Here is a 25803-nt window from a genome sequence, read left to right on the forward strand (position 1 = left end):
CGCCCCCGGCCCCCAGCGCCCCCCGGGGCCCCCCCCCCCGCGGCGCCCCCCGCCCCGGGGGGGCGGGGCCGCGACTGGGTGCTGCGGGAGGTCAGCCCTCCTGGGACTCCTCGGCCGGCGCGGAGCCGCCCTCGGCGCCGGCGGTGGCACCGGCCTCGGCGGCCGCCTCGTCCGCCTCGAGGTCCTCGGCGGAGGCGCGCGGGACGGAGATCACGACGACGACGGACTCGGCGTCGTCCTCGATGGAGGCGTCGGCCGGGCGCGGGATGTCGGCGACGCGGACGATCGTGCCGTCCTCCAGCCCGTCGATCGAGATCGTGACGACGTCCGGGATGCGGGTCGCCGGCACCGTGACCGTGAGGGTCTGGAGCTCGATCTGGTGGATGGTGCCGGGGGCCGACTCGCCCTCGATGTGCACGGGCACCTCGACGGTGACGCGCTCGCCCGCGCGCACGATGACGAGGTCCAGGTGCTCGATGTGGCGCTTGACCGGGTCGCGCTGGATGTCCTTGACGAGCGCGGTCTGCTCCTTGCCCTCGATGTCGAGGGTGACCAGCGCGTTCGCGTGGTTCTTCACCGCGAGGAAGGTGTCGTGCGAGGGCAGCGCGAGGTGCTGCGGCTCGGCGCCGTGGCCGTACAGGACGGCGGGGATCAGGCCGGCGCGGCGGGTGCGGCGGGCGGCACCCTTGCCGAACTCGGTGCGCGGGGTAGCGGTCAGCTTGGCGGTGTCGGCCACGGTGTTCTCCTTGGGGGACGGTGCTTCTCAGTGGGCGGTGGGCCTCAGCGTGGGACGTCGTACGGACGGCGCGACTGGGCACCACCGCGTCGATCACGGAAACCGGGGGCGTCGCACGCGTCGGACACGCGCGCCACCCGTGCCGGGCCACCTGGGCCCGTCCGGCGTCCCTCGCCGAGGCAACCTGAGCATCTTAGCCACAACTCCGGTCGAGCGACAGCCCGGCCCCACGACGCATCCCGCACTCGTCGCGCACCGGGCGCCCCCCTTAGACCTCCTGGCGGCACCCCCCTCACTCCCCTCGCGTGGTCCGTCACCCTGGGTACCACCCCGGGCGTTCATCTCGTGTTCGCCCCCCGCGGGCCTGTGTGAACGGAGCGCTGACGCTCTGATGAACGGACTGAGAACGGGCCACCGAGACCGGCAGCAGCCGGGAACCAGGGGGAGAGAACGCCATGAGAGTCGGGATCGTCGGTCTGGGCTACGTGGGCACCGTCACGGCCGCCTGCCTCGCGGAGAGCGGCCACACGGTCGTGGGTGTGGACGTCAGCACCATCAAGGTGGAGCAGATCAACAGCGGCGTGAGCCCGGTCAGCGAGCTCGGGCTGAGCGAGCTCGTCGAGAACAACGTCGACCGCGGAAGACTCAGCGCGACCACTGACGGCCCGGGGACGGTGGCCTCCTCGGACGTCATCCTCGTCACCGTCGGGACGCCGTCGGGCCGGAACGGCGACGTTCACCTCGACGACGTGTTCAAGGTCATCGGCAACATCGGTGCCGCGATGGCCGACGACGACACCTGGCGCCTCGTCCTCATCACCTCGACGGTCCCTCCCGGAACGGTGGAGCGCGACCTCGTGCCGCTGCTCGAGCAGACCTCCGGCAAGCGCGCCGGGCAGGACTTCGGGGTGGCGTTCTCTCCCGAGTTCCTGCGTGAGGGCACCGCCGTCGCCGACTTCCTCTCCCCTCCCAAGACGGTCGTCGGGGCCGACGACGACCGCTCGGCCAAGGTGGCGGCGTCCCTCTACCGGCCGTTCGCGGGCGACGTCACCCGCACGTCCGTCGCCGTCGCCGAGATGGTGAAGTTCTCCGACAACGCCTGGCACGCCCTGAAGGTCGCGTTCGCCAACGAGATCGGGCGCGTCGCGGAGGCCCACGGGGTCGACAGCCACGCCGTGATGGCGATCTTCAAGTCCGACACCCGGCTGAACATCTCCAGCCGCTACCTCACCCCGGGGTTCGCCTTCGGCGGCTCGTGCCTGCCGAAGGACCTCCGCACGCTGACCTACCGCGCCCGCCGCAACGGGGCGAGCGTGCCCGTGCTCGAGTCGATCCTGCCGAGCAACCGGGCGCACCTCGACCTCGCGCTCGGGAAGATCGAGGCGGTCGGCGCGAAGCGGGTGGCCATCCTCGGGCTCGCCTTCAAGGCGGGCACCGACGACCTGCGGGAGAGCCCGTCGCTGGAGCTCGCCGAGCGCCTGCTCGGCAAGGGCTACGACGTGCGCATCCACGACGAGCACGTCAACCTCCGCAAGCTCATCGGCGCCAACCGCGCGTACGTCCTCAGCGTCCTGCCCCACATCGCCGAGCATCTCGACGACGACTTCGACCGGGTCACCGGCGAGGCAGAGGTGATCGTCGTGACGCAGAACAACCCCGCCTACTCGCGGGTCGCCGACGAGTCCCGGGCCGAGCAGACCGTGCTCGACCTGTGCGGCGTCGCGCGCCCGCACAACGGGGCGACGAACTACGTGGGGCTGACGTGGTGAGCCCGCGTCGTGGTCACGTGCCCGATCTGCTCCGGGTTCGCCGCCCGCGGCAGGACGCCGAGCTCCCTCCGCGCGTGCTGATCCTTGTGGAGAACCTGGCGGTGCCGTTCGACAAGCGGGTGTGGCAGGAGGCGCGCACGCTCCGCGACGCCGGCTACGACGTCAACATCATCTGCCCGCGATCGGCGCAGCACCCGGCGGCCCACGAGGTGCTCGAGGGCGTGAACATCTACCGGTACGCGAGCCCCTTCGAGGCGCGGCGCGCGGCGGGGTACCTGCTCGAGTACCCGCTCGCGCTGGCCGCCCAGCTGGCCCTGGCGCTGAAGGTGCACCGGGCCGGGCGCCTGGACCTCATCCAGGCCTGCAACCCGCCGGACCTGCTCTTCCTGGTGGCCCAGCCCTTCCGGCTCCTCTCCGGCACCCGGTTCGTCTTCGACCACCACGACGCGTGCCCCGAGCTGATGATGGCCAAGGGTCGGCGGCCGGGCAGCTTCCTGGTCCGGCTCATGGAGCGCCTGGAGCGGTGGACGTTCTCGACTGCCGAGGTGTCGATCGCCACCAACGAGAGCTACCGGCGGATCGCCGTCGAGCGGGGCGGCATGGCGCCCGAGGACGTGTTCGTGGTCCGGTCCGCCCCGACCGTCAGCCGGTTCGCGTCCGCCCGGGAGGATCCGGCGGTGCGGCGCGGCAAACGTCATCTCGTCGCCTACGTCGGCGTGATGGGGATCCAGGAGGGCATCGACTACCTCCTCGACGCCGCGGACCTCCTCGTGAACCGGCGGGGACGGCGGGACATCCAGTTCTCACTGGCCGGATCCGGGCCGGAGTTCGCCCGCCTCGTGGCCCGCGTCGACGAGCTCGGCCTGCAGGACAACGTGACGTTCCTCGGGCGGATCAGCGACGAGGACCTCGCCACCCTCCTGGCCACGGCTGACGTGTGCGTAAACCCCGACGAGGCCAACGAGATGAACGACATCTCCACGATGAACAAGATCATGGAGTACATGGCGCTCGGGAAGGCCGTCGTGCAGTTCGACCTGACGGAGGGCCGGGTCTCCGCCGGCGATTCGAGCCTGTACGCCCGCCCTAACGACGCGGGGTCCCTGGCCGACTGCATCGCCGAGCTGCTCGACGACCCCTGGCTGCGCGCCGACATGGGCGAGATCGGTCGTCACCGCTTCATGAGCCGGCTCTCGTGGGAGCACTCCGTCCCGCACCTGCTCGCCGCCTACGACCGGGCGTTGGGTCGTCCCGCCAGCCCCGTCCCTGTGCCTGCGCCGGTGCCGGCGATCCCGCTACGCATCGACCGACGGCAGCGGCAGCCCGACCTGCTGCACCAGCGGCCTCTCGCAGGGGTCGTCGAGGAGCGGAGCGCCTGAGCGCCTACCCCTCGCGCGGCGGGGCGAGCCTGGCCTCGAGGGCCTCGCCCGCCCGCTGGAGCGGCGGCAGGGTCCACGGCCGGTAGCGGCGCCGCGGCTGCCCGTAGGTCATGACGCGGTCGAGGTAGACGATCGCGGCCGCCTCGAGCGGACGGAGATCGCCCAGGAGCGCGCGGGCCCGCCCCGCGGTCAGGCCGTCCGTGGTGCCGTCGACGAACGCGAGCAGCGCCTCGGCGAACGTCCCGCGGTACGCGGCCCGGAACTCCTCGGCCGCGGCGAACACGCCGTCGAGCAGCAGCGGGTTGTTCGCCTCGAACCGGTTCCAGTCGACGAGCCGCGGGCCGCCCGTGACGGGGAGCAGGACGTTGCCGGCGTGGAGGTCGCCATGGGTGGGCCCGACCGGGACGGTCGCGTCGGCGCACGTGGCCAGCACGTGCTCGCGCACCGCCCGGGCGCGGGCGCCGGCGGCGTCGGCCTCGCCCCGTGGCGAGACGAGCCGCGCCCAGAACACCGTCTCGCGCAGGAGCGCGTCCTCCCCGCCACCGACCTCCCGGAGGACCTCCTGGAGCGCCGCCCGTGCGGCGTGCAGGTCGGCGGACGGACGAGGCGTCACCACCGGGTACACGGCGTAGGCCACCGCTCCCCAGCGCTCCACGCGCGCGCCGTCCAGCGTGAAGGCACCCAGCGCCGTGCCGGCCGCCTGGTGCGTCTTGCGCACCTCGGCGGCGACCGCCTCCTGCTGCTCCGCGGAGAGCGGCACCTTCAGGAAGTCCCGGGCCCCGTGCACCGCCACCCGGGCGTCGCTCAGCGCCATCGTCACCGGCGCGGGCTGCTCGCTCGTGCCGGCCAGCACCTCGCCGAGGGTCCGTGGCCTGGCTCCCGCGGCTGTCCGGCGCGCCAGGAGGAAGTAGTCGCGCGCCAGCCAGGGGGCGCCACCCGCCGCCGCCGCCAGCCGCACCGCCCGTCGCCTCGGGGACGACGGCTGGAGGTGCGCCCGCAGGTGCTCCCTGAGTCGCTCCTGGGGCACCAACCACCGCCACGCCTCCCGCGTGGGCAGGGCGACGATCACCCGTGCCGTGCGGAGCCCCGCCGCTCGCAGGGCCGTGTCGCCCCACGGCGACCGGAGGGCGGCCCACAGCTCCCGGGCACGCGTCCGCCGCCGGGCCGCGAGACCGCGTGGACCGGCAAGGTCCGACAGGGGGTTGTGCGTGCGAACCACCGCTACGCCGTCGGCCGCGAGCACCCGGCGCACCTCGGTCAGCACGCCACCGAGGACCGCGTCCGCGTCCGAACGATCGCCGAGGAGGCTGCGGACCTCGGCGGTGTCGACGAAGACCGCGTCGAAGGTCTCGTCGGGCCACGGCAGCGGGCGACCGAGGTCGAGGTGCAGCGCGCGGCCCGCGGGCGCGTCGTTCATCAGCGCCTCGAGACGCAGCCGGGCGTAGACCCAGTCGGCGCTGGTCACCTCGGCGCCGAAGGTGCTCAGGGCACGGGCGAGGGTGCTCCACCCGGTGCCGAGGTCGAGGACGGCCGAGCCGGGCGTGAGCGGCACCAGCGTCGCGGCGGCCCCGCCGGCCGGGTGGAGCAGCCGGCGCAGGACGTCGCCCGGCCACGGCTCGTCGCCGTCGACCATCTCCGCGACGAGGGCGTCCGGGCCGGCGGCGCGCAGCGCGGCGTCCCGCACGTACGCGGGGACGTCGTGCCAGGGCTCGTCCCCCTCGGCGAGACGGAGGATGCCCACCTCGTCACCCCACCGGCGCCCGCACGCCGGGCACACGGGGTCCCGGGCCGCCGGGCTCCACCGGCCGCCGCACGGGCACCGCAGGGCGGGCGCGTCCTTGTCGGCCATGGCCGCTCACAGTACCCAGGACGCCGCGGCCCCGGACCGGATCGGAGCCCCCGCCCGGGGGTCCTGCCGGCGGGTCACCCGCGCGCCGGCCTCCAGGTGCCCAGCTCGACGTTGGAGTCGTCCCAGACCACGTTCGGCCCGAGGTTCGCGGCGGCGCCGTAGCGGCTGTCGGTCTGGAACGCGTTGTCGCGGAACTCGCAGGCCGCGCCCTCAGTCCCGCTGCCGCCGCCGTTGACCGTGTAGTTGCCGCCGTTCAGCAGGTTGCCCTCGACGAGGCAGTTCGAGACCGGCCCGGAGTCCTCACCGAACATGAAGGCGGCGTTGCCGTAGCTGCCGGTCTTCGGGTTGAACGCCTGCAGGTTGTTGCCGCGCACCACGATGTTGTCACCCTTCATGACCTGGATGACGTCGGTGTGGTTGTCGCCCCGCTGGACGACGTCGTGAATGTAGGAGTCCTCGATCGTGACATCGTCGCCCGCGACCCGCGGACCCTCGGCGACGTTGTAGATCCGCACGCGGCGCAGCGTGTAGCCGTTGAAGGCGACGGCCGGGTTCGCGCGGCCCTGCCCGTCGATCTCGCTGTCCTCCATGAGGAAGTTGTCGCCCTCCACGCGGATGGCGATCTTGCCCGAGGTCATCACGACGCGGGAGTTGCGGATGACGACGTCGTCGGCCTCGACGACCACGTGGCCGAAGATCTCGAGACCGTCGATCACGGTCCCGTCCTCGGTGATCTTGAGCTTCTCGCTCCGCTCCAGGCTCGTTCCCGCGGGCACGCCGGTGCTCGTCTCGTCGGGGAAGTCGGTCAGCTGCGGCGGCGGGGGCGTCGGGGACGGCGTCGGCGACGGCGCGGCCGTGGGGGGCTCGGTGGGCGCGGGCTCCGGCGGCTCGTCGGAGCACCCGACCACCAGGGAGAGGACGGCCGCGACGACGGCCAGGAGAGTCACCCACGCGCGCGGCCGTCTGCGGGGCGGGGCGCTCGACGTTGCGGACATGAGGCTCCACTCGGACGTTGTTCCTGATCGTCCAGCGTAGGGTCGGGCGGGCCGTCCTGACCTCGGTTCGGGGTGCTCCCCGGCCGGCGGCCGGCGCCGGTGCGCGCGGACCGCCGATCGCCTGTCCGGGCGGGCGGGCGTGGCTACCCTTCGGAGGATGAGCCACACCGTCGTGAGCGTCGTCATCCCGGCGCTGAACGCCGCCGGGACGCTCCCGGCGCAGCTGGAGGCGCTCGCCCGCCAGGACGTCGACGTGCCGTGGGAGGTCGTCGTCGTCGACAACGGCTCGACCGACGGCACGCTCGAGGTCTGCCGGTCCTACGAGGGCCGGGTGCCCGGGCTGCGCACGATCGCGTGCGCCCGGCCCGGGACCAGCGCCGCCCGCAACGCCGGGGCGGCGGCGTCGTCGTCCGAGCTGCTGCTCTTCTGCGACGCGGACGACGAGGTCGCGCCGGGCTGGGTGCGCGCGATGGTGGCCGCGCTGCGCACCTCCGACGCCGTGGGCGGGGCCATCGAGAACGACAAGCTCACGACCGGCCAGGCGCCGTACATGCCGCGGCACCCGGACCACCTGCCGGTGGTGGCCGGGTTCCTGCCGCGGGCGATCACCGCGAACCTGGGCGTGCGCCGCCAGGTCTTCGACGACGTCGGCGGGTTCGCCCCGGACTACGACTACGGGGGGCCGGACACGGAGTTCTGCTGGCGGCTCCAGCTGGCCGGCCACCGGCTCGCCTACGCGCCGGACGCGGTGGTGCACTACCGGCACCGGCACACCCTGCGCTCGGTGGCGGTCAAGGCGTTCCGCACCGGGATCTCGCGCGGTCGGCTCTACCGCGACTACGGCCCCCGCGGGATGCCGCGCCCCCGGCTGGCGGGCGTGGCGGTGCGCTGGGCCGGTCTCGTGCTGGGCGCCCCGGCCGCCGCGGTGTCCCCGGCGCGGCGGTGGCGCTGGGTGGAGCAGGCGGCCGGCGCGGCCGGACGGGTGCGGGGCAGCTGGCGCTTCCGGGTGCTGTACCTCTGACCGGATCCTGACCGGACCCGGTCAGGGGCGCTCCCCCGCCTGCCAGCCGTGGCGCCACTGCGCCCGACGACGCCAGGCGTCCCGCCACGCGTCCACCCCCATGGCGGGGCGGCCGCCGGGGCGGCGCAGCCCGGCGGCGAGCGCCCGCAGCCCGGTGCCGGCCACGAGCAGCTCGCCCGCGACCCGGCCCCACGGCCGCGGCAGGTTCTTGCGGTACGTCGTCACCCGCCCGCGCAGCACCAGGGGCAGCCGGTTCGACCCGGCCGACGACGCGCCGACCCGGTGGCGGAACCGCGCCTCCGGGCACACGCGCGGTGCCCAGCCGGAGCGGCGGGCGCGCAGGCTCAGGTCCGCGTCCTCGCCGTAGAGGAAGAAGTCGCGGTCGAACCCGTCCAGGGCGTCCCACACGTGCCGCTCCACCAGCATCAGCCCGCCGCTGACCACGGCGACCTCCCGCGCCTCGCCCCGCCAGCGGTCGGAGGACTCGGGGTCGAGCAGCCGGGATCCGGGGAAGACGCTCGACAGGCCCGTCGCGAAGCAGACGGCGGACCACAGCGTCGGCCGGCCGAACCAGGACCGCGCGTCGGTGCCGCCCCGGTCGGTCACCGAGCGGCCGCCGACGATGCCCGCCACCGGGTGCCGCTCCGCACAGGCGAGCAGCGCCGCCACCGCGCCGGGGTCCACCACGGCGTCGGGGTTGACGAACAGCAGCCGGCGGGCGTCCGAGCGCGCGGCGCCCGCGTGGCAGCCCGCCGCGAAGCCGTCGTTGACGTCGCGCAGCACGAGCTCCAGCCGGTCGGACACGCCGTCCACCGCCGCGACGAGGTCGTCGCCCGAGCCGTTGTCGACCACGATGATGCGCGCCCCCGGGACGCGGGTCAGCGCGGCGTCCAGGGCCTCGAGGCACTCGCGCACGTAGCCGGCGCTGCGGTAGGTCAGCACGACGACGTCGACCGGGGCGGCCGGGACGGACGGCGGGCGCGAGGCGGCCGGCGGGCGCGAGGCGGCCGGCGAGCCCGAGGTGACGGGCGGGGCTGACGCCGCCGGCGCCGGCGGGGGCGACGGCGACGCGCCTCCACGCCGGTCGTCCCGGCCCCAGGTGACCGTGCCGCGGCGCACCGCGATGCCCGCGGAGACCTTGGCGACGGCGGTCACCACGCTGAAGGTGGCGAGAGCGGGCAACAACGCCGGACGCGCCAGGACCGCGCGGGCGAGACCGGCGATCCGCTCGGACCGGCCGGCGTCGTGCGCCGGGCCGTCCACCAGCTGGTTGGCGGCGTAGACCCGGCGGCGGACCTTGAGCACCTCGCGCACGCGGCCGGGCGGGCGCACCACGACCGGCTCCGGCACGATCACCGCCCGCTCGCGGCGCACCCGGGTGGTGGCGAAGCGGTCGTCGGCGATGCCCTCCGGGAAGGCGCCGAAGGTGTCGCGCGCCTCCCGGCCGAGCGTGTAGGCGCCCCGGCCGGCGAGCTGCTCCTGCACCCAGGGCAGGGACGCCCAGCCCTCGTAGTAGGCCCGGGCGGCCGGGCCGGCGGACGCGGTGTCGAGCACGCGGCGGGGTACGGCCACGGCCGCCCCGTCCCGCACGGCCGCGATCATCGCCCGGGCGGTCGCCGTGGGGCAGCGCACGTCGGCGTCGAGGTAGATGCGCGGGAAGCCCGGGGCGATCTCCTCCGCGGCGCGGATGGCGGCGATCTTGGAGGCCTCCGCGAGCGCCAGCACGGTGACGTCGTGCCCGAGCGCGGCCGCCGCCTCCCTGGCCCGGTCCGCCGTGGCGTCCGTGCACCCGTTGCAGGCGACGACCACGTCGAGCTCACCCGGGTCGGCGTCCGCGAGCAGGGCGCGGAGCCCGTCCGCGACGACCGCCTCCTCGTTGTGGGCCGGGACGATGACGGCGGGTCTCGGCGGGCCGCTCATCGCGTGCCGCCGACCGTGCTGGGGACGCGGCTGCGCGCCCAGGCGCGGTACGCCGTCGCCGCGGTGCGCCGGCCCCTGCGCGCCGCCCGGAGCCCGACCCGCCCGACGCGGCGGACGGGCTCGCTCGAGCCGGTGACCGTCCGGGTCAGTCTGAACGCGCCCCGTCGCAGATGCTGCAGCCAGGCCGGGTCGTGGAGGAGCGCCTCCATCGGCAGGCCGACGTACGGGAGCCAGCGCAGGTCGTAGGAGAGGTCGTCGACGAACGGCAGATCGCCGTCGAAGTCCTCCGGCACGCCCACGAACCCGTACAGGTGCGTGAACTCGGGCGGCTCGCCGTCGTACCGGTGGAGGAACTCGAGGTCGATCAGCCGCAGCCCGTCCGGGTCGAGGAGGAAGTTCTGCGGCTTGGCGTCGATGAGGTCGTACCCGCGGGCGTGGACGCGCCGCAGGACGTCGACCATCCCGCGCGCGGCCCGCAGGGGGACCAGGCGGCCGCCGGGTCGGTCCCCGATGTTCAGCCGGTTCGGGTGGAAGCTCGTGAGGAGCCAGTTCGGGCCGGTCGCGAGCAGCGCGGGCACGGGCACGTGGGGGGCGAGCTCGCGCAGCCCGTGCAGCTCGCGCTCCTGGTGCGCCCGCGCCGGGCGGGCGAAGGTCTTGCGGACGGCGAGCCCGCCGTCGTGCTCGACGACCTCCACCTTGGCGCGGCGGCCGCGGCTCAGCACGGCGACGACCGGGGCGTCCGTGGCGTACTCCTCGCGCCGGCGGCGGACCTCGGCCCTGAGCGCCTCGGCCTCGTCCGGGACCGCCAGCTCGACGTACTCCCACGCCTCCGGCTCGTTGTCCGAGGAGTGCACGGGGTTGAAGCGCTCGCCGTCGACCACCCGGGCGGCGACGAGGTCACGGATCCGCGTCTTCGCCAGGTACACGTCGGTGTTGGACAGCCACGGGTACTGCTCGCGCAGCGCGGGACCCGGTCGCCGGGGGCCGTGGTGGAGCACGACGACGGCGACGGCGGGCCCGCCTCCCGAGCGCGGGAACGGGCCGCGGCTCCAGTTGCCGCCACGCATGGACTCGGCGCACCGCCGGCGCGCGTCGTCGTCGAGCACCCGCTCGAGCACGATCTCGAAGCCGAGGGTGCCGAGCACCCGGCGCACGTCGTCCATGGTCAGGACGTCCAGGGTCCGCTCGCGCACGAGGAACACCGACGGCTCCGGGACCTCGGCGGCGTCCAGGTCCGGCGGGCGGATCCACGGGTTGGTCGCGGCGAGGCGCCGCAGGGTGTCCGGCGGCGGCTGCCAGCCCACGGTCGTGAGGTACTCGTCCACGCCCTCGAGGGTCGGCTCCAGCGCCACCCCGAGGCGGCCGGCGAGGTCCTCGAGCACCGCGGTGTAGTCGTGCTCGGGGTCGGGCTCGCGCCAGGACGTGCCCCGCGAGGCCAGTCCCGAGCTCGGGCCCTTGTGGTACACGGCGTGGTAGGCGAGCGAGTGCAGGTGGTCGAGGGGGGCGGGCACGCGGCAGCCGCTCGGGTGCAGCACCGCACGGCCGAGGAGCTGGCGGGCCAGCGCGGGCGGGTAGTAGGCCATGCCGTGGTAGTCCGTCCCGGTCTGGCCGGACTCGCTGTACAGGTCCACCGGGATGGTCCCGGGCTCCTCGTCGAGGAGGGCCTCCACGGCGGCCAGGTCCTCGTCCGCGACCAGCAGGTCCAGGTCCTCCCCCGGCTCGAGCTCCGGCAGGTTCTCGAACCACCGCAGGGCGGCGTACCGCACGCCGCGCTCCTGGAGCCGCTCGACGAGCCCCGGCACGCCCCAGTACGGGGAGAGATAGCGGCGCGCCCGGCGCCGGCGGGCGCCGGCGAGCTCGAGGACGTCGAACTGCCGCCCGCCGCACGTGAACCGGCCGCGCGGGGTGGCCCGGCCGCGCAGCCGCGGCAGCAGCTCCGCCAGCCGCGCCTCCACGGCGCGGAGACCGGCCCGCCGCTCCACGGCGACCAGACGGGCGTGGCTCAGGTCCCGGAAGGTCCAGAGGTAGGGCGCGAGGTCGGCCCGCAGGATGACGACGTCCGCGCTGCTCCGCGCCACGAGGGCGGGCTCGAGGGCGACGAACCGGCCCGCGAGCTCCCCGGCCCGGGCCCGGACGGCGTCGAGCCTGGCGGGCGGGACGAGCCCGAGGTAGCGCTCACGGCCCGCGGCGGCGAGCGCGGCGGCGACGTCGGCGCCGTCGGCGCCGACATCGATGACCCGGCTGCCGGGCTCCAGCAGCGTGGCGAGCTCCACAGACCGCACTGTAGGCCGCGCTCCGCGCGCGGTGTCCGGATTCACCGGACCGGTTTCGGGCGACCCTGCCGCCCCGGGGAATCACCCTGACCGCGGTTTCCCGGCGGGTGCGAAAGAGCCCGCATTCGCACCCGCCGCACGGTCCGCGCGGCTAGCGTTTGCCGAGCGCGGGCCCCGCCGCCCGGCCGGACGGAGCGAAGGGAGCACTGTGCCGTCGAAAGCAGATGTGCCCCCGCCGAGAGGGCGCTCCAACCCGATCACGGTCGCCCGCAAGGCCCGCGCGGCCTGGCGGCGCCTCGCGCCGTTCTTCCAGACCTCCCGGCTGAAGATGTTCCTCCTCGTGGCCGGGTCCGTGCTCGCCGGTGTGGCCGAGGCGGCGCTGCTCGCGGTCGTCGGCGCCATCGCCGGCGCGCTCAGCAACGGCGTGACCGACGTGACGCTGAAGCTCGGGCCGGTGGGCCTGAGCGAGCCGCTCGACGTCATGTTCGCCGCCGGCGTGGGGCTGGCGGTCGTGCGCGGGGCCCTGCAGATGATGCTGGCCTACCTGCCGGCGAGCATGTCGGCCCACGCCGTGGCGAACCTGCGCCGCCTCCTCTTCGACTCCTTCACCCGGGCCGCCTGGCCGGTCAAGGCGTCGGAGCGCGACGGGCAGTTCCAGTCGCTGATGACCACGCACGTCAACGCGACGAGCTACGCGATCATCACCCTCGGCACCGGCATCTCCGCCGCCCTGGTGTTCGTCACCCTGCTGGTCTCCGCGTTCGTGCTGAGCCTGCCCGCCGCCGTGATGCTCAGCGTCGTCTCCACCGGGATCTTCCTGATGCTGCGACCGGTGTCCAGGCGCCTGCGCCGGCACGCCGCCGCGCTCAGCACGGAGAACATCGAGTACTCCAAGGGCGTCCAGGAGGTCGTCCTGATGGCGGAGGAGACGGAGGTCTTCGGCGCCTCCCCCTCGTACCTCGACGCCTTCCACCACCGGATCGACGGGATCCGCCGGCCGATGCTGCGGACCCGCTTCCTCGCCCAGGGCGTGCCGGCGCTGTACCAGAGCATCGCGCTGCTGCTCCTCGTCCTCGCCCTCGGCGTCATCGCCCTGGTCGGCATGGGAGAGATCGCCAGCCTCGCCGCCGTCGTGCTGATCCTCCTGCGCGCGCTGACCTACGGGCAGCAGGTGCAGACGGCGGTGACCGGCCTGGACGAGCGCGTGCCCTTCATGCACCACCTCGCCGACGCCGTCGAGCGCTACACCGCCAACCCCCGCCAGGACGGACCCCGCCACCTGCCCGAGGTCGTCGAACGCATCGGCATGCGAGGCGTGCGCTTCGGCTACGGCCCGGACACGGAGGTCCTCAAGGGCCTGACGTTCTCGGTGGGGCGGGGCGAGGCCATCGGCATCGCGGGCCCGTCAGGCGCCGGCAAGTCCTCGCTGGTCCAGCTGCTGCTGCGCCTGCGCATCCCCACCGCCGGCGCCCTCGAGGTCAACGGCACCGACGCCCGCGAGTTCCGGCGCGACGAGTGGCAGCGACGCGTCGCGTACGTGCCGCAGACGCCGCAGCTCGTCTGGGGCACCGTGGCGGACAACATCCGGTTCTACCGGCCTCACCTCACGCAGGAGGACATCGAATCGGCCGCGCGCCGGGCCCAGATCCACGACGAGATCATGAGCTGGGAGAACGGCTACGACACGGTGGTGGGCCAGCGGGCCGCGGCGGTCTCGGGCGGCCAGCGCCAGCGGATCTGCCTGGCCCGGGCGCTCGCCGACCGGCCCGAGATCCTCGTCCTCGACGAGCCCACGAGCGCGCTCGACGTGCGCTCGGAGTCCCTGGTGAAGAACTCGCTGCACGAGCTCAAGGGCTCCATCACGCTGTTCATGGTGGGGCACCGGCTCTCGACGCTGTCCTTCTGCGACCGCATCATGGTGGTGGCCGACGGCCGGCTCGAGGCGTTCGCGCCCCCGCACGAGCTGATGGCGACGAACAGCTTCTATCGCGAGGTCACCGAGCTCACCCGCCAGCAGAGCGGGAGCTGAGCCGGCGCCCTGCCCCGCCGCGGGCCGCTGCTGAGTGGTGCCTCGCCGGCGGTCCGGCAGCCGCTACCAGCTCCCGCGCCCCCGGACGAGCTTCTCCAGGCGCCTGCGCGCGCCGCGCCGCTTCGCGCGCCAGCCGGAGTACTCGCGCAGGTCCAGCGACGCCCTCTGTACGGCGACGGCGGACTCGTGCTCCTGGCGCGCCCAGTCGGCCACCGAGGTGATCCCGAGCGCCTGGGCCGTGAGCGGCATGCGTCGCCGGAAGTCCTCGTCGTCCTTGAACAGGGTGTTGGGCGACCGAGGGTCGTCCAGGTTGTCCTCGCGGATGAACGGGTACGCCCAGCCGTTCACGGCGCCGCGGCGCGCGAGGTCGAGGCAGTACTGGGTGAACGACTGGCCCTGCCGCAGCGGGCCCTGCCGGGTCACCATCTCCCGCGGCAGGAGGTAGCCGCTGCCCTGGACCCAGTGGTTGCGCAGCAGCTGGTGGCCGCCGTTGAACGTGGCGATCTTCTTCCCGGCGACGTCGGGGAGGAAGTCCTCCTCCATGAACCGCCAGCAGCCCACCGCGCCGAACTCCGGGTTGGCGTCGTGCGCGTCGCGCAGCCGCTCGATCCACCCGTGCGCCGGCAGGCAGTCGTCGTCCACCTTGGAGACGTAGGTCGCGTCGGACTCGGTCCACAGCCAGTTCGTCGGGGCGGTGAGCCTGACGTTCTCCCGGCTGTGGTGGAACCGGTGCACGCGGGGGTCCTCCGCCAGCTCGGACGTGACGGCGAGCGTCTCCTCGTCGTCGCCGTTGTGCCAGAGCCAGACCCGGGTCCGCTCGTCGCACGTGGACAGCAGGTGCGGCAAGGAGACCCGGACGTGCTGCGGGCTGTTGTAGGTGATCATCAGAACGTCGGTCAGCGCAGCCATGACGGGTCCTCCCTCGACGGGGGCGTCAGCCCCTCGCATGCGTGGGAACGTACCGGACCCGGCCGCCCAGATCCGTCGATTGCGCCTCCTACCAGAAGACCGCGACTGTTCCCCGGCCGAAACGCCGGTGCGACACCAGAAGAACACCTAGCCTTCCAGCACGACCCCTGGAGGACTTCATGGATCTGTTCACGATTCTTGGTGCGACCTTCCGCCGCTGGTACGTGACGGTCCCCGTCATGCTGCTCGCCGGGATCCTCGCCTACCAGTCGTACCAGTCGGTGCCGGCGGTGTACTCGTCCTCCGTGTCGGTGACCGTCCTCGCGCCCGTGGCACCGCCTCCCCCGCCCCCGGACCCGGTCACCGGGGAGGTCATCGAGCCGTACGAGGCCAACCCGTACAGCGGCCCGAACCTCGCGGCCGCCGTGCTGGCGCGCAACCTCAACAGCGCCTCCTTCGAGGACACGCTGGGGCTCGACCCGGAGCGCAACCAGACTATCGAGGCCGACCCGTCGCGCAGCGACCCGATCATCCAGGTGATCGCGACGGCGGAGTCCCCCCAGGCCGTGGTCGCCATCCTCGAGGAGGTGACGGTCCGGGCGGCGACGATCCTCGACGCCTTCCAGGCGGAGGCAGGCGCCACCGACGGCGCCCGCTACAACCTGGCGCCCGCGGTGCCGACCGACGTGGTCGAGGACGTCACCCCGAGCCGCTTCCGCACTGCCGGCGCCATCGTCGTCATCGGGTTCGGCGTCGCGGCCGCTGTGGCCACGCTGCTCGACATGGTCCTCGAACGGCGGCGCACCGCCCGGGCACCCGTCGCGGCCCAGCCCGGGCCGGCCCCCGCCCCCGGGCCTGCCGCCCCAGCCTCCGGGCCGGCCCCCGCCCCCGGGCCCGGCGACCAGCCGGCGTCGGCGACCGCGACCCCGGTGCCCGCACCGAAGCTGACCATGACCGGCCGGCTGACACCGGGGCCGGGTACGGCGAACGACCCGGTGGGCGCACGGAGCCATGAGTCGTCCAGGGCTCGGTGAGCTGACCCGCGCGCCCGGCCCGGGCGCCTGGGGCGACCCTCGCCCCGGCCCGTGGCTGGCGCTGTCCTTCCTCCCGCTGGTGACGCTGGCGATCCCCTCGGCGCTCGTGCTGGCCGGCCCGCTCGCGTCCAACGGCTGGCCCGCCCGCCTGCTCATCTTCGCGATCGCCGGCGCGGTCCTCCTGGGCTGGCTCCGACGTCCGGCCGCCGGCCGCCGCACCTCGCCGGCCGAGGCCGGCTGCTGGATCCTGCTGCTCGGCGTGATGGTCTCCTTCGCCGCCGCCCAGCTGCGGCCGCTCACCGGGGTCGAGTTCGCCGGGTCGGTCCGCGTCGCGCTCGTGATCTTCCCGCTCATCGTCGTGGCGCTGGGCATCGCGTCCCTGGGCGACGCGGTCAAGGCGGACATGCTGTTGACGTACCTACTGGCCGGCGCGGTGCTCAGCACCCTGGTCGCGCTGGCGCAGTTCGTCGTGCCGTTCGACCTGGCCGAGCTCATCCGCCCGCCGGGGTTCGTCGCCCGCGAGGTCGGCGGGATGGGCGACCGCGGCGGGTTCATCCGCGTCAAGGGAACCGCCACCCACCCCATCGAGTACGGCGTCATCTCCGGCGCTCTGACCCCCGTGGCGCTGCACTTCGCCCGCTTCGGCAGCACGGCCCACCGCCGTCGCCTCGCCCTCCTCGTCGCCGGCCTCCTGGCCATGGGCCTGCTGCTGTCGGTGACGCGCTCGGCGGTGCTCACGCTCGTGGTGGCGATCCTCGTCTACGCCGTGAACCTCACGCTGCGCGAGCGGCTCAACCTCCTCGTCGTCGGCCTCGGCGCGCTCGTCCTGGTCCGCGCCACGCTGCCGGGACTCCTGGGCACCATCACCGGCTTCTTCCTCGGCGCGGCCGAGGACGACAGCGTCACCGCCCGGCTCGCGGACTACCCGCTCGTCGACAGGTACTTCGCCGAGGCGCCCTGGATCGGGCGAGGGCTCGGCACGTTCCTGCCGGACGAGTACGTCCTCCTCGACAACCAGTACCTGATGTCGCTCGTGGAGGGCGGTCTCGTGCTCGTCGTGGCGATCATCGCGTTCTTCGCGTTGACGCTGGCGAGCGCCCGGGGCGCGGTCCTGCGGGCCGCCTCGCCCTCCGACGCCTCGCGGGCCCAGGCGGTCACCGCCTCGATCGCCTCCATCGCCGTGTCCGGGCTGCTGTTCGACCTGTTCAGCTTCGCCCAGGTCACGGTGGTGCTGTTCCTGCTCGTCGGCATCGCGGGCGTGCTGTGGCACGACGGGCGCGAGAACGGCCTGGCCATCCCCGAGCCGATCCAACGGTTCCGCACCCCGCCCGCCGAGCAGCGCCGCGCCGCCGAGGTCGCCCGGCGGTAGGGACCGGCGCAGGATGCCCGGCACTGGCGACCCCGCGGCGCCCGCCCGGTGTGCGGAGCGCCGGAGCTCACGGCGCGGGCGCGCACGCCCCCGTCGTCGGGCAGACTCCTACCGAGGCACCGGGGTCCCGGGCCCGTGAGGAGGACGCACCCGCCATGACCGTCACCACCTCCCTCGTCGCCGTCCCCACCCGGGACGGCGACATGCCCGCGCACCTGTGGCTCCCGCCGTCGGGAAGCGGCCCGGGCCTTCTGCTGCTGCAGGAGATCTTCGGGGTCTCGGACTACATCAGGAGCCGCGGGGCGGAGCTCGCCGAGCTGGGCTACGTCGTGCTCGCGCCGGAGATCTACTGGCGGCTGGACGGCTCGGTCGACGAGTCGCGCGCGGACTTCATGGACCGGGCCCTCGGGCTGCTCCAGCAGGTCGACTGGGACCTGGCCGTCTCGGACGCGGTCGCGGCCCTCGACGCCCTGCGGGGCCGCCCGGAGATCTCCGGCGGCGTGGGCGTCCTGGGCTTCTGCTTCGGCGGCGGGCTGGCGTTCAACGTGGCCGCCGTCGCGGACGTCGACGTGCTGGTCGCGTACTACGGCTCGGCGCTACCCCAGCTGCTGCACCTGGCGGACCGGGTGACCGCGCCGAGCCTGCACCACTTCGGCACCGCCGACACGTACATCCCGCTCGAGAAGATCGAGGAGATCCGCTCGGCCGTCGAGGGGCCCGAGGTGGAGTTCTACCTCCACGAGGGCGCCGGGCACGCGTTCGACAACCCGCACCCGATGTTCCTCCACGAGCCGGCGCGGCTGGACGCGTGGCGCCGGACCACCGAGTTCCTCGACCGGCGCCTGCCCGTGGAGTGAGTGCGACGGTTCGCCGGCGCGGCGGCTACGCCACGCCGTCGAAGAGCGAGGTGACCGAACCGTCGTCGAAGACCTCACGGATGGCGCGCCCGAGGAGCGGGGCGATCGGCAGCACGGTCAGCTCCGGGAACCGCTTGTCCGCGGTGATGGGGAGCGTGTCGGTCACGATGACCTCGCGGGCGCCGGACTCGGACAGGCGCTGCGCCGCCGGGTCGGAGAGCACGCCGTGCGTGGCGGCGACGATGACGTCGGACGCCCCCGCGGCCAGGACGACCTTGACCGCCTCGGCGATGGTCCCGCCGGTGTCGATGAGGTCGTCGACGAGGACGGCGGTGCGTCCCTCGACGTCACCGACGACGCGGTTCGCCACGGCCTGGTTCGGCCGGCTGATGTCGCGCGTCTTGTGCACGAACGCCAGCGGCACGCCGCCGAACTTCGCCGCCCACATCTCCGCCACGCGGATGCGGCCGGCGTCCGGGGAGACGACGGAGGTGCGCGCCGGGTCGATGCGGGAGCGGACGTAGTCGGTGAGGATCGGCTGGGCCCACAGGTGGTCCACCGGGCCGTCGAAGAAGCCCTGCGACTGCGCGGCGTGCAGGTCCACGCTCATCAGGCGGTCGGCGCCGGCCGTCTTGAACAGGTCGGCCACCAGGCGGGCGGAGATCGGCTCGCGCCCGCGGTGCTTCTTGTCCTGCCGGGCGTAGGGGTAGAAGGGCGCGACCACGGTGATCCGCTTGGCCGACGCGCGCTTGAGCGCGTCCACCATGATCAGCTGCTCCATGAGCCACTGGTTGATCGGCGTGGTGTGCGACTGCAGGACGAACACGTCCGACCCGCGCACCGACTCGTTGAACCGGACGTAGATCTCACCGTTGGCGAAGTCGTAGGCCGTGGTCGGCAGCAGCTCGATGTCGAGCTCGCTCGCGACGTCCTTGGCCAGCTCGGGGTGGGCCCGGCCGCTGACCAGGACGAGCCGCTTCTCGCCGTGGGTGGTGATCCCCGTCATCGCTGGGTGTCCCCTTCGTCGGTGGTGCCGGGTGCCTGGTGGTCCCGGGGTGTGGTGGTCCCCGCGCTGCCGCCCGCCGTGCGCGCGCGCTCGGCGCGCGCCTGCGCGGAGAGCCCGGCCCCGCCGTCGGCGAGCGCCTTCTCGGCGGCGCGGGCGGCGGCCGTGCCGGGGCGACGGCGGAGGACCCAGCCCTCGATGATGCGCTGGGCGGCGCCGGTGACGGACAGGGCGCCCGGGGGGACGTCCTCGCGGATGGTGGTGCCGGCTCCGGTGTAGGCGCCGTCGCCCACGGTGACGGGGGCGACGAACATGTTGTCCGAGCCGGTGCGGGCGTGGGAGCCGATGACGGTGCGGTGCTTGCTCACGCCGTCGTAGTTGACGAACACGGAGGAGGCGCCGATGTTGGTGCCCTCCCCGATCTCCGCGTCGCCGACGTAGGTCAGGTGCGGCACCTTCGAGCCGGCACCGATCTGGGCGTTCTTGGTCTCGACGAAGGTGCCGATCTTGCCCTTCGGGCCGAGGTGGGTGCCGGGGCGCAGGTAGGCGAACGGGCCGACGGTGGCGCCGTCGTCGAGGACCGCCTCGGAGCCGTGCGTGCGGACCACGCTCACGCCCGCGCCGACGGTGACGTCGGTGAGCGTGGTGTCCGGGCCGACGGTCGAGCCCTCCCCCACCCGGGTGGCGCCGTGGAGCTGGGTACCGGGCAGCACCGTGACGTCACGGGCGAGCTCGACGTCGACGTCGATCCAGGTGGTGGCCGGGTCGACCACGGTGACGCCCTCGCGCATCCAGCTCTCGACGGTGCGGCGGTTGAGCTCGGCGCCGAGCGCGGCCAGCTGCGCGCGGTCGTTGACGCCCTCGACGAGCCAGGAGTCGTCCACGGAGATGGCGCGCACGCTCAGCCCCTGCCGGTGGGCCAGCGCCACGACGTCGGTGAGGTAGACCTCGCCCTGGTCGTTGTCCTGCCCGACGGCGCCCAGCGCCTCGCGCAGCACGGCCGCGTCGAAGACGTAGGTGGAGGTGTTGATCTCGCGGATCTCCCGCTGCTCCGGCGTCGCGTCGCGCTCCTCGACGACGCCGACGACGGCGCCGCCCTCGCGCAGGACGCGGCCGTACCCGTAGGGGTTGTCCACGGTGGTGGTCAGCACGGTGACGGCGTTGCCGTCCTCGGCGTGGGCGCGCAGCAGCTCGGTGAGCGTGCCGGCGTCGAGCAGCGGGGTGTCGCCGGCCATGACGACGACGGCGCCCTCGAGCACCGGGGCGGCGGACTCCCCGGCGTGGCCGGGCTCGGCGTGGACCAGCGACGCGGCGTGCGCGGCGGCGTCGAGCGCGCCGAGGGCGCACTGCACGGCGCGGCCGGTGCCGGGGACCTCGTCCTGGTCGACGACGAGGACGTCGCGGTCGAGCTCGACGGCGTGGGCGGCGACGGCGTCGCGCTCGTGCCGGACGACGACGGCGAGCCGCTGCGGGTCCACCCCGCGGGCGGCGGTGAGGGCGTGGCCGAGGAGGCTTCGTCCGCCGATGCCGTGGAGCACCTTGGGGGTGCGGGACTTCATCCGGGTGCCCTCGCCTGCGGCGAGGACGACGACAGCGGCAGGACGGGTCAGGCTCACGCCGGCTCCCTCTGAGTGGATCACCGCCCGGAGTCGCCCCGGGCGTCGTGCAGGGGTCACTCTAGCGTCGCGAGCGCGGGACCCGCCCCGGCCGTCCGTCCCGCACCGGTCCGGACTCCCCTCCCGGACCGGGGCTCGGCACCGGGCTCCGCCCCCAGGATTCGAACCCGGACCGCAAGGCACCAAAGGCCTGCGTGCTGCCGTTACACCAGGGCGGACCGCGCGACGCGCGCGACCAGTGTGCCAGCAGGCGGGCCGACGGCCGAAACCGCCGGGTGGCGCGGCAGGGCATGATGGGCCGGGTGACGCCCAAGCCGAAGACCTCGCCACGCGTGCGCATGACCGGCAGCGAGCGCCGGGAGCAGCTGGTGACCGTCTCGCGGGCGCTCTTCGCGTCCAAGGGGTTCGAGGGCACGAGCGTGGAGGAGATCGCGGCCCGGGCGAAGGTGTCCAAGCCCGTGGTCTACGAGCACTTCGGCGGCAAGGAGGGCATCTACGCCGTCGTGGTGGACCGGGAGGTGCAGCGCCTCCTCGGCATGCTGACCGACGAGCTCAGCTCCGGCGGTCACCCGAAGGCGGTCGTGGAGCGCGCGGCGCTGGCGCTGCTCGACTACATCGAGGAGAACACGGACGGCTTCCGCATCCTGGTCCGCGACTCCCCCGTGGCGCAGGCCACCGGGACCTTCTCCTCCCTGATCGGCGACGTCGCGAGCCAGGTGGAGCACCTGCTCGCCGAGCAGTTCCGGGCCCGGCGCCTGGACCCCGGTGCGGCCCCGATGTACGCCCAGATGCTGGTGGGGCTCATCGCCCTGACCGGTCAGTGGTGGCTGGAGGCGCGCCACCCCGACAAGCGCGAGGTCGCGGCCCACATCGTCAACCTGGCGTGGAACGGCCTCTCGGGCCTGGAGCGTTCGCCACGCCTGACGACGGTCGGCAAGGGCTGAGCGCTCAGCTCAGCGGCCACCCGGGGATGAGGGCGTCGAGCCCGAAGAACCTGCTCGCCACCACGTGCAGCCCCACGTAGTAGACCCCCGCGGCGAGGTACGTCAGCAGCCCCTCGAGGATCTTGGTCCCCATCAGCGCGAGGAGCAGCAGCAGCGACACGCCCACCGGCACGGCGGTCAGCGCCCACCCGGGGGCGGAGAGCAGCTGCGCCACGACCCCGAGGGTGACGGACGCGAAGCCGATCACGCCGGCCTCGGAGACCCGCAGGCGCCGGAAGAGCGTGCGGTCGCCGAGGAAGCAGCTGAGGCCGGTGAGGGCCACGGCTGCGACGTACACGGCGAGGGGCGGCATGGCGTCATCCTGTCGCCGGCCCCTCAACTCCGCGGGGCGTTGCGCTCAAGATTCGCCCAAGAGTTGGCGGGCGCAACCTCAAGATCTGCTCAAGCTCCGACCCCGTGGAAGGGCATGCCGCGGCCGTGGCGGGCCTCGCGGCTATTTATCTCGATGTCGAGTAATCTCGGAGGATGCACGCAGCGGAGCCGACCGGGGGCGACACCGTCCGGGGGTCCGACGGTCCCCGGGACGAGGTGGACCGCATCGTCGACGCGTGGCAGCGCGAGCGTCCCGACCTCCAGCCGATGCCGCTGCACGTGTTCTCCCGGGTCAGCCGCCTCGCCCGGCACCTGGACCTGACCCGCCGCTCGGCGTTCGCGGAGCACGGGGTCGAGGCGTGGGAGTTCGACGTGCTCTCCGCCCTGCGGCGCGCCGGCGCGCCGTACGAGCTCACGCCCGGCCGCCTGATCGCCGAGACCCTGGTCTCCTCCGGCACCATGACGAACCGGATCGACCGGATGGTCGCCCACGGCCTCGTGGTCCGCGCCGCCGACGCGTCGGACCGTCGCGTGGTCAAGGTGCGGCTGACCCCGGAGGGCAAGCGGCGCGTGGACGCCGCCATGTCCCAGCTCCTCGAGTCGGAGCGGTCGCTGCTGAGCGTCCTGCCCGAGCCGGACCGCCGGCACCTGAGCGACTCCCTGCGCTCGCTGCTGATCCCGTTCGAGTCCTGACGGCCTAGATCTGCGCGATGTACCGCGCCCGGTCCGCGAGCACCCGGCGCGAGACGTCCGCCTGCCCCGCCAGCACCTCGAAGGCGTGCGGCACGCCGGGGTGCACGTGGATCTCCGTCTCCACCCCCGCCCTCCACAGCCGCTGGGCGTACGCGAGGTCCTCGTCCCGGAAGATGTCGAGGCCCCCGACGTCGAGGTACGTCCGCGGGAGGCCGGAGAGGTCCTCGGCCCGGGCGGGAGCGGCGTAGGCGGGCACCTCCTCGCCGCCGGCGAGCGCGCCGAGGTAGGCGGCCCAGCCGGTGACGTTGTCCTCGAACGACCACGTGAGCACGTCCCCGAGGGCGGGGTCGGGGCTGGTGGTGCGGTCGTCGAGCATCGGGTAGACGAGGATCTGCCGCGCCAGGGGCGGGCCCTGCCGGTCGCGGGCGAGCAGCGCGACGCCGGCCGCCAGGCCCCCGCCCGCGCTGTCGCCGGCGACGGCGATCCGGTCGGCGTCGACGCCGATGTCGTCCGCGTTCTCGGCCGCCCAGAGGAGCGCGGCGTAGCAGTCCTCGAGCGGGGTCGGGTAGGGGTGCTCGGGGGCCAGTCGGTACTCCGGGGCCAGGAACGGCACCCCGGCGGCGGCCACGTTCGCCTTGATGATCGCGTCGTAGCTCTCGAGGCTGCCCAGGATCATCCCGCCGCCGTGGAGGTACACCACCAGCGAGCCGGTGGGCGGCCCGACCGGGCGGTACAGGCGCAGCGGCACGTCGGCGCCGTCCGCCGAGGTGGTCCGGAACTCGTGCACGCTGACCCCGGTCTCCGGCACGGAGGCGCTGATCGCCCCGAACAGCGCCTCGGAGTTGGCCCGCCGGGTCGCGACGTCACCCACCGCCGGCGGAGGCGCTCCCGCGCCCGCCTCCAGGAGGGGCTGGAGTGCGTCGAGCACCTCGGTGTTCCAGGGCAGGGCCATATCGTCTCCTTCGACGGCGGACGGGTGGACCTACCCTGCCGGAAACCGACCGCTCCTGTCCCGTACTTCGGGGAAGAAGTGCCGGGTCACTGCTCGGCGACCTCCGCCGCGACCAGCCACTCCTCCTCGAGCGACGCGTGCTCCGCCTCGGCCTCCCGGGACTCGGCGGCCAACCGGGTCAGCCGCTCGACGTCACCCCCGGCGGAGGCCTCGGCGAGCTGGGCGTGGAGCTTCTCGATGCGCGCGGACGCCTTGGCGAGCTGGCGTTCCAGCCGCGCCATCTCCTTGCGCGCCGCCCGCTGCTCCGCGGGGCTGGCCCCGGCCGCGTCGTCCGCCGTCGCGGCCGTCCCGGCGCTTGCCGACGTCGCGGCCGTCCGGGCCATCGACCCGTCCGCCGCGGCCTCGAGCTGGTGGCGCAGCCGCAGGTACTGGTCGATGCCGCCGGGCAGGTCGCGCAGCCGGCCGTCGCCGAGCAGCGCCACCTGGTGGTCCGTGACCCGCTCGAGGAGGTAGCGGTCGTGCGAGACGACGACGAGGGTGCCCGGCCAGCCGTCGAGCAGGTCCTCGACCGCGGCAAGGGTGTCGGTGTCCAGGTCGTTGGTGGGCTCGTCCAGCAGGAGCACGTTCGGCTCGGCGACGAGCAGGCGCAGCAGCTGCAGGCGCCGCCGCTCCCCGCCGGAGAGGTCGGCCACCGGCGTCCAGGCGCGCTCGCGGGTGAAGCCGAGCCGCTCCACCAGCTGCCCGGCCGTGAGCTCCTTGCCGCCGACCTCCACGCGCCCGCGCACCTCCTCGACCGCCTCGATCACCCGCAGGTGGGCGACCTCGTCGAGCTCGCGGGTCTCCTGGGACAGGGTCCGCACGTGCACGGTCTTGCCCCGCCGCACCCGGCCGGCGGTCGGCTGCTGGGTGCCCGCGAGCAGGCGCAGCAGCGTGGACTTGCCGGCGCCGTTGACGCCCACGAGCCCGACCCGCTCCCCCGGCGCCAGCCGCCACGTGACGTCGTCGAGGATGGTGCGGGTCCCGCCGTCGCCGGCGGCGCGGGAGGTGGCTGCGCGGGAGGTGGCTGCACCGCCCTCGCCCGGGCGGAGCGGGTAGGTGACGGTGACGCCCTCGAGGTCGAGGACGTCCTTGCCGAGCCGGGTGGTGGCGAGCCGGGTCAGCTCCAGCGGGTCGCGGGGCGGCGGCTCGTCGGCGATGAGCTCGGCGGCGGCGTCGAGGCGGAACTTCGGCTTGGAGGTGCGGGCGGGCGCGCCGCGGCGCAGCCACGCGAGCTCCTTGCGCAGCAGGTTGTTGCGCTTCTCCTCGGCGAGGGCGTCGGTGCGGGTGCGCTCGGCCCGGGCGAGGACGTAGGCGGCGTACCCGCCGTCGTATGTCTCCACCCGGCCGGGGACCGGCGCGCGGCCGCCGGGGCCGTCGTGGCCGGGGACGACCTCCCACACGCGGGTGCACACGGCGTCGAGGAACCACCGGTCGTGGGTGACCACGACCAGCGCCCCGACGCCGCGGCGGTAGCGCTCCTGGACGTGGTGGGCCAGCCAGTCCACGCCCTCGACGTCGAGGTGGTTGGTGGGCTCGTCGAGGATGAGGACCTCGGCGTCCTCGGTGAGGACGCGGGCGAGCGCCACGCGCCGGCGCTGCCCGCCCGAGAGCGTGGCGACGTCGGCGCCGAGGGAGACGTCGGCGAGGAGGCCGGCGTGGATGTCCCGCACGCTCGACTGCGAGGCCCACACGTGCTCGTCGACCCCGGGGTGGACGACGTCGCGGACGGTGGTGCCCGCCGGGAGCGCGTCGGCCTGGTCCAGGACGGCCACCCGCGTTCCGCCGGCGCGGGTGACCCGGCCGGCGTCCGACGTGGCGGTGCCGCCGAGGATCTTCAGCAGCGTGGACTTCCCGGCACCGTTGCGGCCGAGCACGCCGACGCGCATGCCGTCGTCGAGGCCGAGGGTGACGTCGGCGAAGATCGGGCGCGCCCCGAGGGTGACGCCCATGCCCTCCATGCCGATCAGGTGGGCCACTGACGGCCCCTTGCGGTGGTGAGCGGGAGGCGGGGGTCTGCGAGCACGTCGTCCAGTGTCGCAAACCG

The 25803-nt window shown here is 74.3% G+C and carries 20 protein-coding genes and 1 tRNA gene; 9 read left to right on the forward strand and 12 right to left on the reverse strand.

The features are described 5' to 3' along the window. Positions 1–91: 91 nt before the first annotated feature. A complete protein-coding gene (locus KZX45_RS10665; RefSeq protein ID WP_248257711.1) occupies positions 92–736 on the reverse strand; it encodes a 50S ribosomal protein L25/general stress protein Ctc in 645 nt (214 codons plus the stop codon). Between the two features lie 455 nt (positions 737–1191). Between KZX45_RS10665 and KZX45_RS10670 the strand changes: the two genes are divergently transcribed. Next, positions 1192–2505 (forward strand): nucleotide sugar dehydrogenase, encoded by a 1314-nt coding sequence (locus tag KZX45_RS10670; protein ID WP_248257712.1) that lies wholly within the window; start codon positions 1192–1194, stop codon positions 2503–2505. A 74-nt stretch (positions 2506–2579) separates the two neighbouring features. Then, the gene (locus KZX45_RS10675; protein ID WP_248257713.1) at positions 2580–3884 is read left to right on the forward strand and encodes a glycosyltransferase family 4 protein; all 1305 of its coding nucleotides are present in this window, start codon (positions 2580–2582) and stop codon (positions 3882–3884) included. 4 nt (positions 3885–3888) lie between these two features. Here KZX45_RS10675 and KZX45_RS10680 read toward each other — a convergent pair whose 3' ends face one another. Together KZX45_RS10680 and KZX45_RS10685 are read right to left on the reverse strand one after the other, a co-directional pair. Next, positions 3889–5733, reverse strand: coding sequence for a class I SAM-dependent methyltransferase (locus KZX45_RS10680; protein WP_248257714.1), 1845 nt, complete (start codon positions 5731–5733; stop codon positions 3889–3891). Between the two features lie 74 nt (positions 5734–5807). After that, positions 5808–6728, reverse strand: coding sequence for a hypothetical protein (locus KZX45_RS10685; protein WP_248257715.1), 921 nt, complete (start codon positions 6726–6728; stop codon positions 5808–5810). A 157-nt stretch (positions 6729–6885) separates the two neighbouring features. On the opposite strand from KZX45_RS10685, the gene KZX45_RS10690 reads away from it, so the two are divergent. After that, entirely contained in the window at positions 6886–7749 is an 864-nt protein-coding gene (locus tag KZX45_RS10690) for a glycosyltransferase family 2 protein (RefSeq protein ID WP_248257716.1), read from the forward strand. Between the two features lie 21 nt (positions 7750–7770). Here the strand turns inward: KZX45_RS10690 and KZX45_RS10695 are convergent, their stop codons facing one another. Beyond that, on the reverse strand, positions 7771–9669 hold the full coding sequence (locus tag KZX45_RS10695) for a glycosyltransferase family 2 protein (RefSeq protein WP_248257717.1): 1899 nt from the start codon (positions 9667–9669) through the stop codon (positions 7771–7773). After that, positions 9666–11942: a hypothetical protein gene (locus KZX45_RS10700; RefSeq protein WP_248257718.1), complete on the reverse strand. Its 2277-nt coding sequence runs from the start codon at positions 11940–11942 to the stop codon at positions 9666–9668. The genes KZX45_RS10695 and KZX45_RS10700 overlap by 4 nt, the downstream gene beginning before the upstream one ends. Before the next feature lie 226 nt (positions 11943–12168). Here KZX45_RS10700 and KZX45_RS20260 point away from each other — a divergent pair, with 226 nt between their 5' ends. Then, positions 12169–13971 carry an ABC transporter ATP-binding protein gene (locus tag KZX45_RS20260; protein ID WP_248257719.1) on the forward strand — a complete coding sequence of 601 codons (1803 nt, stop codon included), beginning with the start codon at positions 12169–12171 and terminating at the stop codon, positions 13969–13971. Positions 13972–14034: 63 nt separating this feature from the next. Here the strand turns inward: KZX45_RS20260 and KZX45_RS10710 are convergent, their stop codons facing one another. Then, positions 14035–14880, reverse strand: coding sequence for a glycosyltransferase family A protein (locus tag KZX45_RS10710; protein WP_248257720.1), 846 nt, complete (start codon positions 14878–14880; stop codon positions 14035–14037). Positions 14881–15059: 179 nt separating this feature from the next. Between KZX45_RS10710 and KZX45_RS10715 the strand changes: the two genes are divergently transcribed. The 3 genes from KZX45_RS10715 to KZX45_RS10725 all read left to right on the forward strand — a co-directional run bounded on the left by KZX45_RS10715 (position 15060) and on the right by KZX45_RS10725 (position 18140). Further along, positions 15060–15914, forward strand: a complete 855-nt coding sequence (locus tag KZX45_RS10715; protein WP_248257721.1) for a hypothetical protein — start codon at positions 15060–15062, stop codon at positions 15912–15914. Further along, positions 15892–17283, forward strand: a complete 1392-nt coding sequence (locus KZX45_RS10720; RefSeq protein WP_248257722.1) for an O-antigen ligase — start codon at positions 15892–15894, stop codon at positions 17281–17283. The genes KZX45_RS10715 and KZX45_RS10720 overlap by 23 nt, the downstream gene beginning before the upstream one ends. Before the next feature lie 155 nt (positions 17284–17438). Further along, a complete protein-coding gene (locus KZX45_RS10725; RefSeq protein ID WP_248257723.1) occupies positions 17439–18140 on the forward strand; it encodes a dienelactone hydrolase family protein in 702 nt (233 codons plus the stop codon). 25 nt (positions 18141–18165) lie between these two features. On the opposite strand, the gene KZX45_RS10730 is transcribed toward KZX45_RS10725, so the two are convergent. The 3 genes from KZX45_RS10730 to KZX45_RS10740 all read right to left on the reverse strand — a co-directional run bounded on the left by KZX45_RS10730 (position 18166) and on the right by KZX45_RS10740 (position 20977). Then, the gene (locus KZX45_RS10730) at positions 18166–19146 is read right to left on the reverse strand and encodes a ribose-phosphate diphosphokinase (protein ID WP_248257724.1); all 981 of its coding nucleotides are present in this window, start codon (positions 19144–19146) and stop codon (positions 18166–18168) included. After that, a complete protein-coding gene (gene glmU, locus KZX45_RS10735) occupies positions 19143–20759 on the reverse strand; it encodes a bifunctional UDP-N-acetylglucosamine diphosphorylase/glucosamine-1-phosphate N-acetyltransferase GlmU (RefSeq protein ID WP_248257725.1) in 1617 nt (538 codons plus the stop codon). The genes KZX45_RS10730 and glmU overlap by 4 nt, the downstream gene beginning before the upstream one ends. 146 nt (positions 20760–20905) lie before the next feature. After that, positions 20906–20977 (reverse strand) — tRNA-Gln (locus KZX45_RS10740). Positions 20978–21097: 120 nt separating this feature from the next. Between KZX45_RS10740 and KZX45_RS10745 the strand changes: the two genes are divergently transcribed. Further along, on the forward strand, positions 21098–21703 hold the full coding sequence (locus KZX45_RS10745) for a TetR/AcrR family transcriptional regulator (RefSeq protein ID WP_248257827.1): 606 nt from the start codon (positions 21098–21100) through the stop codon (positions 21701–21703). Positions 21704–21707: 4 nt separating this feature from the next. On the opposite strand, the gene KZX45_RS10750 is transcribed toward KZX45_RS10745, so the two are convergent. Then, complete coding sequence (locus KZX45_RS10750) at positions 21708–22055, reverse strand: hypothetical protein (protein ID WP_248257726.1); 348 nt, start codon at positions 22053–22055, stop codon at positions 21708–21710. A 173-nt stretch (positions 22056–22228) separates the two neighbouring features. Here KZX45_RS10750 and KZX45_RS10755 point away from each other — a divergent pair, with 173 nt between their 5' ends. Then, positions 22229–22768 carry a MarR family winged helix-turn-helix transcriptional regulator gene (locus KZX45_RS10755; RefSeq protein WP_248257727.1) on the forward strand — a complete coding sequence of 180 codons (540 nt, stop codon included), beginning with the start codon at positions 22229–22231 and terminating at the stop codon, positions 22766–22768. A 4-nt stretch (positions 22769–22772) separates the two neighbouring features. On the opposite strand, the gene KZX45_RS10760 is transcribed toward KZX45_RS10755, so the two are convergent. Together KZX45_RS10760 and KZX45_RS10765 are read right to left on the reverse strand one after the other, a co-directional pair. Next, complete coding sequence (locus KZX45_RS10760; RefSeq protein WP_248257728.1) at positions 22773–23720, reverse strand: alpha/beta hydrolase; 948 nt, start codon at positions 23718–23720, stop codon at positions 22773–22775. A gap of 86 nt (positions 23721–23806) precedes the next feature. Further along, a complete protein-coding gene (locus KZX45_RS10765; protein ID WP_248257729.1) occupies positions 23807–25735 on the reverse strand; it encodes an ABC-F family ATP-binding cassette domain-containing protein in 1929 nt (642 codons plus the stop codon). Positions 25736–25803: the final 68 nt, after the last annotated feature.

The organism is Georgenia sp. EYE_87, from assembly GCF_023148685.1.
Taxonomy (GTDB): domain Bacteria; phylum Actinomycetota; class Actinomycetes; order Actinomycetales; family Actinomycetaceae; genus Georgenia.

Coding starts and splice junctions, on each gene's coding strand:
- KZX45_RS10715 (WP_248257721.1), top strand. CDS start 15,060: ATGGATCTGTTCACGATTCTTGGTGCGACCTTCCGCCGCTGGTACGTG.
- KZX45_RS10755 (WP_248257727.1), top strand. CDS start 22,229: ATGCACGCAGCGGAGCCGACCGGGGGCGACACCGTCCGGGGGTCCGAC.
- KZX45_RS10730 (WP_248257724.1), bottom strand. CDS start 19,146: ATGACGGGGATCACCACCCACGGCGAGAAGCGGCTCGTCCTGGTCAGC.
- KZX45_RS10750 (WP_248257726.1), bottom strand. CDS start 22,055: ATGCCGCCCCTCGCCGTGTACGTCGCAGCCGTGGCCCTCACCGGCCTC.
- KZX45_RS10670 (WP_248257712.1), top strand. CDS start 1,192: ATGAGAGTCGGGATCGTCGGTCTGGGCTACGTGGGCACCGTCACGGCC.
- KZX45_RS10760 (WP_248257728.1), bottom strand. CDS start 23,720: ATGGCCCTGCCCTGGAACACCGAGGTGCTCGACGCACTCCAGCCCCTC.
- KZX45_RS10685 (WP_248257715.1), bottom strand. CDS start 6,728: ATGTCCGCAACGTCGAGCGCCCCGCCCCGCAGACGGCCGCGCGCGTGG.
- KZX45_RS10695 (WP_248257717.1), bottom strand. CDS start 9,669: ATGAGCGGCCCGCCGAGACCCGCCGTCATCGTCCCGGCCCACAACGAG.
- KZX45_RS10745 (WP_248257827.1), top strand. CDS start 21,098: ATGACCGGCAGCGAGCGCCGGGAGCAGCTGGTGACCGTCTCGCGGGCG.
- KZX45_RS10680 (WP_248257714.1), bottom strand. CDS start 5,733: ATGGCCGACAAGGACGCGCCCGCCCTGCGGTGCCCGTGCGGCGGCCGG.
- KZX45_RS10690 (WP_248257716.1), top strand. CDS start 6,886: ATGAGCCACACCGTCGTGAGCGTCGTCATCCCGGCGCTGAACGCCGCC.
- KZX45_RS10720 (WP_248257722.1), top strand. CDS start 15,892: ATGAGTCGTCCAGGGCTCGGTGAGCTGACCCGCGCGCCCGGCCCGGGC.
- KZX45_RS10710 (WP_248257720.1), bottom strand. CDS start 14,880: ATGGCTGCGCTGACCGACGTTCTGATGATCACCTACAACAGCCCGCAG.
- KZX45_RS10725 (WP_248257723.1), top strand. CDS start 17,439: ATGACCGTCACCACCTCCCTCGTCGCCGTCCCCACCCGGGACGGCGAC.